General features: G+C 62.8%; 7 protein-coding genes. 2 read left to right on the forward strand and 5 right to left on the reverse strand.

The window, feature by feature from the left end; genetic code table 11:
• The first annotated feature begins 86 nt into the window (after nt 1-86).
• Complete coding sequence (locus MMS95_RS20475; RefSeq protein WP_076740250.1) at nt 87-1,001, forward strand: LysR family transcriptional regulator; 915 nt, start codon at nt 87-89, stop codon at nt 999-1,001.
• 106 nt (nt 1,002-1,107) lie between these two features.
• Nucleotides 1,108-3,309 carry a peptidyl-dipeptidase Dcp gene (gene dcp, locus MMS95_RS20480; protein ID WP_076740249.1) on the forward strand — a complete coding sequence of 734 codons (2,202 nt, stop codon included), beginning with the start codon at nt 1,108-1,110 and terminating at the stop codon, nt 3,307-3,309.
• 71 nt (nt 3,310-3,380) lie between these two features.
• Here dcp and MMS95_RS20485 read toward each other — a convergent pair whose 3' ends face one another.
• The 5 genes from MMS95_RS20485 to MMS95_RS20505 form a co-directional block, all read right to left on the reverse strand.
• Nucleotides 3,381-4,691 (reverse strand): MFS transporter, encoded by a 1,311-nt coding sequence (locus MMS95_RS20485; protein WP_242142189.1) that lies wholly within the window; start codon nt 4,689-4,691, stop codon nt 3,381-3,383.
• A 142-nt stretch (nt 4,692-4,833) separates the two neighbouring features.
• Nucleotides 4,834-5,463 (reverse strand): N-carbamoylsarcosine amidohydrolase, encoded by a 630-nt coding sequence (locus MMS95_RS20490; protein ID WP_015377792.1) that lies wholly within the window; start codon nt 5,461-5,463, stop codon nt 4,834-4,836.
• Nucleotides 5,464-5,472: 9 nt separating this feature from the next.
• Complete coding sequence (locus MMS95_RS20495; protein WP_174242121.1) at nt 5,473-6,174, reverse strand: Asp/Glu racemase; 702 nt, start codon at nt 6,172-6,174, stop codon at nt 5,473-5,475.
• Nucleotides 6,175-6,240: 66 nt separating this feature from the next.
• On the reverse strand, nt 6,241-7,035 hold the full coding sequence (locus tag MMS95_RS20500; protein WP_160125448.1) for an alpha/beta hydrolase: 795 nt from the start codon (nt 7,033-7,035) through the stop codon (nt 6,241-6,243).
• Nucleotides 7,032-8,183 carry an FAD-dependent monooxygenase gene (locus tag MMS95_RS20505; RefSeq protein ID WP_033634195.1) on the reverse strand — a complete coding sequence of 384 codons (1,152 nt, stop codon included), beginning with the start codon at nt 8,181-8,183 and terminating at the stop codon, nt 7,032-7,034. Before MMS95_RS20505 ends, MMS95_RS20500 begins: the two co-directional genes overlap by 4 nt.
• Nucleotides 8,184-8,572 lie beyond the last annotated feature (389 nt).

Consider the following 8,572-nt stretch of genomic DNA (forward strand, 5'->3'; position numbering starts at 1 on the left):
AGAATCAGGCCGGCAGTGTAGCGCTTGGCGTTGAGCGGGATTAGGTGGTAGAAATGGCATGGTTTGTTATCAAATGTGGGATAATCATGCGCGCCAAATTGGATTTAAACCTGTTACGCATTTTCGTGGCGGTGGTGGAGCAAGGCAGCTTCGTCGGGGCCGCCCGGGCGCTGGCGATGCCGACCTCCAACGTCAGCCGCGCTATCTCGCAGCTGGAGCGCCAGCTCGACCAGCGCTTAATCGAGCGCAGCACCCGCTCAATGCGGCTGACGCCGAACGGCCAGCTGTTGCATGAGCGGGTTCAGCCGTTGCTGGCGTCGCTCGATCATACCGCGCAAACGCTCAGCGAACGGCAACAACAGCTGCGCGGGCCGCTGCGCCTGTGCGTGCCGAATGAAGTGGGGCCATACCTGTTGGGCGATCCGTTGGCGGCCTTCGCCCTGCAGCATCCGCAGATCGAAATCAGCTGCGTCACCAATCTGGCGGGCATGGCGTCGCTGCTTGACGATGTCGATCTGGCGGTGATGATCAGCCGGGGCCTGTTAGACGACAGCGACTATGTTGCGCAGCCGCTGGCGACCTTTCCCTGCATCGTGGTGGCCGCGCCGGCGCTGCTGGCGCAGTGGCCGCCGACGGCGGAGATTGAGCAATTCACGCAATTGCCCTGCATTAGCACGGTGGATGCGCTGAAGGGCATGCCGTGGCAATTCGTGCGCCCGGACGGCAAGTTCGTTACCGTCCCGGTCAATGCGCGCTATCGCGTCAATAGCGGGGAGATGGCGCTGAAGGCGGCCCTGGCCGGCGTGGGGTTCGCCATGCTCTCCGAGCTCGGCTGCCGGCCGTTTCTGGCCGACGGACGTTTGGTTGAGATACCGCTGGCCTTGCCGCCGGCGCCGCTGCAGCTGTATGCCGTTTATCCCGGCCGCCGCTATCTGCCGGCCAAAACGCGCGCGCTGCTGACCTTTCTGATACAGCAGGTTGGCGAGGCGACTAACTTCTAATCACTTGTTTTTGCTCAAACTGCCAACTGCGCCTAAGCTAGGTGATGACTCAGAGGGAGCCATTCCCCGAGACCTTATTCCGTGAACATGGAGGAGTTTCGATTTGATGCGTTTATCCACATTGGTGCTGGCGATCGGCATGGCGCTGGGCTCGCAGGCACAGGCAGCAGAAACCCAACCTCACGCCGACCATAGCGCGCTGCCCAGCGGCCAGGCGAAGGAGGCTACCGTGACCGGTGAAGCCAATCAGCACGACAAGCAAAAGACCCAAAACCCGTTCTTCTATCAAAGCCGTCTGCCGTTCCAGGCGCCGCCGTTCAACCTGATCAAGGAGAGCGACTACGCGCCGGCGATCGCAGCGGGCATCAAGCAAAAGCGGGAAGAGGTGGAGAAGATCGCCAACAACCCGGCCAAGCCCAACTTTAAAAATACCTTCGTGGCGCTGGAGCAGGCCGGTTCGCTGCTGACGCGGGTGATGAACGTGTTCGGCGCCATGACCTCGGCCAACACCAGCGACGCGCTGCAGAAGCTGGATGAAGAGACCTCGCCGAAGCTGGCGGCGTTGAACGACGACATCATGCTCAACGGCAAATTGTTCGCACGCATCAAGGCCATTTATCAGGATCGCGATGCGCTGAAGCTGGATCCGGAATCGCGCCGGCTGGTGGAAGTGACCTACAAGAACTTCGAGCTGGCGGGCGCCAACCTGTCGGACGCCGACAAGGCCAAGCTGAAAGCGCTGAACCAGGAAGCGGCGACGCTGAGCACCCAGTTCACCAACAAACTGCTGGCGGCGAGCAAAAACGGCGCGCTGGCGATAACCGACCCGGCGAAGCTGGACGGTCTGTCCGAAGGCGAACTGGCCGCGGCAGCGCAGGCGGCCGCCGAACGCAAGCTGGAGAAACAGTGGCTGCTGGTGCTGCAGAACACCACGCAACAGCCGTTGCTGCAGAGCCTGAAAGATCGCGACACCCGCAAAGCGCTGTTCGACGCCTCCTGGACGCGTGCGGAGAAGGGCGACGGCAACGATACCCGTCAGACCATTTCGCGTCTGGCCAAGGTACGCGCCGAGCAGGCCAAACTGCTGGGCTACCCGAACTACGCCGCCTGGAAGCTGCAGAACCAGATGGCCAAGACGCCGGATGCCGCGCTGAGCTTTATGCGCAACATCGTGCCGGCGGCCACCGCGCGCGCCGAGCGTGAAGCCAAAGACATACAGGCGGTGATCGATCAGCAGAAAGGCGACTTCAAGGTGCAGGCCTGGGACTGGCAGTTCTACGCCGAACAGGTGCGCAAGGCCAAGTACGATCTGGACGAATCGCAGATCAAACCTTACTTCGAGCTGAACAACGTGCTGAACAACGGCGTGTTCTACGCCGCCAACCTGCTGTACGGCATCAGCTTCAAAGAGCGCAAGGACATCCCGGTCTATCAGCCGGACGTCAAGGTGTATGAAGTGTTCGACAAGGACGGCAAATCGCTGGCGCTGTTCTACACCGACTACTTCAAGCGCGACAACAAGGGCGGCGGCGCCTGGATGAGCAACTTCGTCGATCAGTCGAAGCTCAATGGCACCAAGCCGGTGATCTACAACGTCGCCAACTTCACCAAACCGGCGCCGGGGCAGCCGGCGCTGCTGTCGTATGACGACGTGATCACCATGTTCCACGAGTTCGGCCATGCGCTGCACGGCATGTTCGCCGATCAGGAGTACCCGAGCCTGTCGGGCACCAACACCGCGCGCGACTTCGTCGAATTCCCGTCGCAGTTCAACGAGCACTGGGTCAGCGATCCGAAAGTGTTCAGCCATTTCGCCAAGCACTACCAGACCGGCGAGGCGATGCCGCAGGAACTGGTCGACAAGATCAAGAAGGCCGACAAGTTCAACAAGGGCTACAGCATGACCGAGTTGCTGTCCGCCGCGCTGCTGGACATGCACTGGCATATGCTGACCGCCGATCAGCCGCAGCAGGACGTGGACAAGTTCGAGGCCGAGTCGCTGCAAAAAGACAAGGTGGATCTCAGCTATGTGCCGCCGCGCTACCGCTCCAGCTACTTCCAGCATATCTGGGGCAACGGCTACGCCGCGGGCTACTACGCCTATCTGTGGACGGAAATGCTGGCGGACGACGCCTTCCAGTGGTTCACCGAACACGGGGGCCTGACCGCCGAAAACGGCCAGCGCTTCCGCGACATGATCCTGTCGCGCGGCAACAGCCAGGATCTGGAGAAGCTGTACATCGACTGGCGCGGCAAAGAGCCGAGCATCGAGCCGATGCTGATCAACCGCGGGCTGAAGGACGAGTAAGTTCGGCCATTCCCGGTAAGCAAACAAAAGGGCGCGTTATGCGCCCTTCGTCTTTTTGGCTTGGCCGACAGTCAGCGGTTCACCACCTTGGCCGGCAGGGCCACCACCAGCAGCGAGCTGAGCAGCAGGCAGCCGGCGAAGGCCCAGAGCGCGCCGCCGCTCTTGCCGGTCAGATCCAGCGCCAGCCCCATCAGCGAATTGCTCACCAGCCCGGCGATGTTGGCCAGCGAGCAGGCCAGCGCGAAGCCGGTCGCCGCCGCCGTGCCGCGCAGGAAGGTGGCCGGCAGGCTGAAGAACACCGGCACCGCGCCGATGATCGCCGCCTGGGCGATGGAGAACAGCAGCACCGTGGCCAGCGCATTGTGGGTGAAGAAGGTGCTGCCGGCCATCGCCAACGCGCCGACGATAAACGGCACGATGATGTGCCAGCGCCGTTCGCGCAGCCGGTCCGAACTGCTGCCGATCAGCAGCATGCCGAGCAGGGCGGCGACGCTGGGGATCGCCGTCAGGTAGCCGATGGTGGTGATGTCGGTGACGCCGGCGGTTTTGATGAAGGTCGGCATCCAAAAGCCCATGGCGTAGGCGCTGAGCAGAATGGCGAAGTCGATGCCGCCGAGCATCCACACTTTCAGGTTGAAGAAGCCGTCGCGGAAGCTGTGCTTGCCGTGATCGGCCTCGGCGTCGTCACGCGCCAAATCGTCGGCGATGCGCTGCTTTTCCTCGGGCGTCAGCCACTTGGCCTGCTGATAAGTGTTAGGCAACAGCCAGAAGGTCAGCACGCCCAACAGCACGCTGGGAATGCCCTCCAGCAGAAACAGCCACTGCCAGCCGTGCAGCCCGTGGCGCATGTCGAAATGGCCCATGATCCAGCCGGAGAGCGGCCCGCCGATCACGCTGGAGAGCGGCAGGCCGATCATGAACAGCGCGATGATGCGGCCGCGGCGATAGGTCGGGAACCACAGCGTCAGGTAAAAGAGCACGCCGGGCAGGAAACCGGCTTCCGCCACGCCGAGCAGAAAGCGAATGACGTAGAACTGCGTCGGCGTGGTGACGAACATGGTGGCGGTGGACAGCAGCCCCCAGGTGATCATGATGCGGGCGATCCACATCTTGGCGCCGACGCGCTGCAGGATCAGGTTGCTCGGCACCTCGAACAGAATATAGCCGACGAAGAACAGCCCGGAGCCCAGGCCGAAGGCCGCTTCGCTCAGCTGCAGCGCGTCGGCCATCTGCAGCTTGGCCAGCCCGACGTTGATGCGATCGAGGTAGGCCGCCAGATAACACAGGCAAAGAAACGGGATCAGTTTCCAGGTGATTTTGCGGTACAGCAGCAGCGATTCTGCGTCCGCTTTCCCCGCCAGCGGGGTGTCGACAATGGCCATGATGTTGTCTCCAGGTGGTGCGTGTTGGCCTCCGCAGGAGGCGCCTGTTGTGTTTGCGTTGCATGGACGCCGCCCTGTTTCGGGCGGTCGCCTGAGGCGCTGTCTGCGCCTTCGTTATTGTCGTTGCAGGTGAATCGTTGATTCATAACCGGTTCAGATAGTCGAGCGCCTCCCGTTTGTGCACCACGTCGCCGTATTTGCTGTCGATGTCGAACAGGTTGGCTTCGTGCGGGCCGGGGTGACGATCGCCGACGCACTCGCGCACCACCATGGCGCGAAAGCCGTGCTGCACCGCGTCCACCGCGCTGGCGCGGATGCAGCCGCTGGTGGAGCAGCCGATCATCAGCAGCGTGTCGATCCCTTGCGCCACCAGCAGCGGCGCCAGCGCGGTGCCGAAGAAGGCGCTGGCGTATTGCTTGCTCAGCACCACCTCATCGCCCAGCGGCGCCACCGGCGGGCAGAACGCCGCCAGCGGGTTGCCTTCCACCATGTCCTTCATCACCGGCGCTTTCTTGACCCACAGGCCGCCATCGGCAAAATGGCCTGCATGATAGCGGATATGGGTGTGGATCACCGGAATTCCCGTTCGGCGCGCGCAGGCCAGCAGCTCGCGGCTTTCCTCGACTGCGCTTACTACGCCCGGCGCGAACAGCGGCGCGCCTTCGGTGGTGTAGGCCTGCATAAAGTCGATCGCCAGCAGCGCCGGGCGCCGGCCGAAGCCGATGCGCTGGCCCCAGACGCCGCGATAGTTGTCGCTGAGGGTGTCGTTCATTCTGCCTCCTCAATAGGCGCCGGACAGCAGGGCGCCGGCGCCGGGGACGATCGGCTCCAGCTCCAGCGCGGTCAGCATCGCGTAAGTGGTGGCGATGGCGGCGGTGATCACCGGTTTGCCGGTTTGGGCCTCCACCGTCGGGACGGCCGGCAGCGAAGGCATCTGCACGCAGGCGGACAGCACGATAGCATCGACCTCGCGTAAGTCCATCTCGGCGACGATCCCCGGCAGCCTGGTCGGATCGTGCCGGCCGACTTCGAGGTTGTCCGGGATCTCCAGCGCGCGCCATACCTTGACCTCGATGCCTTCGTGCTGGATGTAGTCCACCACCAGCTGGGTCAGCGGTTTCATGTAGGGCGCCACCAGCGCGATGCGTTTGGCGCCGATCACCTTCAGGCCGTTGACCAGCGCGCCGGCGCTGCTGATAACCGGCGCGGCGGCCTGATTGTCTTTCGTCACCTGCGCCAGCCGGGCCTGCGATTCGCGGTGGTAGCCCAGCCCCATCGCCATGATGGCCACCAGGCAGGCGTAGCCGAGCACGTCGACCCGCGCGTCGGACAGCTCCAGCGCACAGCGGTCGGACTCGGCGTCCATCGCCGCCAATTCTTCTTTATTGACGTGTTTCATGCGCATGCGGCTGGAGTGAAAGGTGAAACGCTCCGGGCGTATCAACTGGCGCGCGCCCAGCATCGCCGGGATCTCGGTTTCCATCGTGGTGTTGGAGCTGGGCACGATCTGGCCGATGCGGTAGTGGTTGCTCATGTCGGTGTTCCTCAGTTAATCCAGAAAATCGCCCAGGGCGCGGAAGAAGCCGTCGAAATCGTCCCACGGGATCATGTGTCCGGCGTTCTCGACCTCGACGATGGCGATCTCCGGCTGCAGCGCGCGGATCTCCGCCCGGTCTTCGGGCTGAATGACGCCGCCTTTGCCCGCGGCCATCAGCAGCGTCGGCATGGTCAGCTGCGGGTAGTCGCGGTGGCTGTCCACCTGATGAAAATCGTCGTAGGCGCGTTGGATAGCCGGCTCGTAGCAGGTATGCAGCCACTCGGCGCGCAGCTGACGCTGTTCTTCGCTCCAGGTTGGGCAAAAGGCGCGCATCTGCTCGGCGCTCATGCCCGGCTGCGACTGCCGGATGGAGTCGGCGTACCATGGCCATTGGCCGGGATAGGCGCGGCGGCCGGGGCCGGAAACCGGCGGATCGACCAGCACCAGCCGCCGCACGCCGGCGGGCCGCAAAACGGCGGCGCGCAGGGCGAAGCGGGCGCCCATCGAATGGCCGAGCAGGGCGTAACTGTCCAGGTTCAGCGCGGCGGCGAAGGCGCTGACGTCCTGTGCGCAGGTCTCTGCGTCATAAGCCAGTTCCGGGCCGCTGGACGACAAACCGCGGCCGCGCACGTCGAGCACGTAGACGTCGTATTTTTCCCCCAGCCGCTCGGCGACGAAGCCCCAGGTGATCGCCGGGCTGGTGATGCCGGGCACCAGGATCAGCGCCGGGCCGTGGCCGCCGTAGCGCAGATAGTGCTGGCGAATGTTGTTGGCGTGAACGTGGGCGCCGTAGAGGAAGGTGCTCATGCGGCGTTCTCCGATTTCAGCGCTTGCGCGTACAGGTCATAGCCGTAAACCCAGGCCGGATCTTCCTGGGTGCGCAGGAAGGTGTTGGCGTTGGACACCGCCTGCACCCTGGAGGCGCGCTCCTTGCGGTTGGCTTCATACAGCTGGAAGGCGGTGCGGTAGTCGCTGAGGCCGGTTTCCTGCAGGCAGCGGGTCAGCATGGCGGCGTCTTCGATCGCCATCGCCGCGCCCTGCGCCATGTGCGGTTTCATCGGGTGGCAGGCATCGCCGAGCAGCACCAGACGGCCTTCGCTCCACAACGGCAGTGGTTTGCGGTTCAGCAATGGCCATTTGGTGACCTGTTCGCTGGATTCGATCAGCGCCTGCACGATCGGATGGTAGCCGGCGAAGGTCTCGAACATCTCTTCGCGGCTGCTGTCGATGAAGCTGCCCTGGAAATCCCAGGCCGGGTGCGGCACGCCGCTGACGTAGTAATATTCGTCGCGCCGTTGGGTGGTGTAGTAGACCATCAGATGGCGATCCGCCGACCACCACTTCACGCAGTCTTCGAACGTCAGGTTATATTTCGCCAGCTTCTCGCCGCGGATCAGCGCGCGGTGGGCCACCCAGCCGCTGTAGGTCGGCGCTTCGGCGCCCAGCAGATGCTCGCGGATGCGCGAGTTGATGCCGTCGGCGCCGATCACGATATCAGCGTGGGCCGAGGTGCCATCGACGAAGTTCAGCACCACCTCGTCACCGCGATCTTCAATCTTGCTCAGGCATTTGCCGAAGTGCAGGGTGCCGGGCTGCAGCGCGGAGAGCTGCAACGCCTGCAAATCGCCGCGGTGCACCGTCACATAGGCGGCGCCGTACTCCCGGCGGGCGAAGGCGCCCAGTTCGATGCGCGACAGGTAGTCGCCGCTTTCGGCGTCGCGGCTGAACCAGAAATCGGGATGAGACGCCATCTGCTCCAACCGTTGCTCAATACCGAGACGGCGGAAAATCTTCAGCACGTTCGGCCCCATGTGAATGCCGGCGCCGAGGCGCGAGAACGCCGGGCTCTGCTCATACAGATCGACGGTAAAGCCGGCTTTTTGCAGCAGCCCGGCGGCGGCGGCGCCCCCCAGCCCGGCGCCGACGACGGCGATGCGTGGTTGTTTGCTCATCATGTTTCCCCTGTCTGTTGGCTTTTTTCAGCGTAGGCCCAACGCGTGGTTGGACGATTGATTTATAGTGTATGCACTAGATAACGCAAAGTTGCAAAAGTGTTAAATCAGATCTTGCTCACGCTAATTGACAGCGCATTACTGTTAAACTCATGTTAATCACAGGATTGATAAGGCATGAAATAGGACTTTCTTATGATGGCCATCTGTGGCTTGCTTTCTCTTCCTTTTTTGACTTAGATAAAATGAGTGTGTTCACTTTAAATTGTTTGAAAAATAACCGTCGCCTTGCGGGCGTCGGATACCCTTGACGTGACAGGAGACAGGCCATGGCGGTCAATGAAACCCAGTTGGTACAGCTGTTCGAGCAGGTGCTTACGCTGTCGAAGGTC

This window comes from Serratia sp. PGPR-27 (assembly GCF_022678525.1).
Lineage (GTDB): Bacteria > Pseudomonadota > Gammaproteobacteria > Enterobacterales > Enterobacteriaceae > Serratia > Serratia nematodiphila.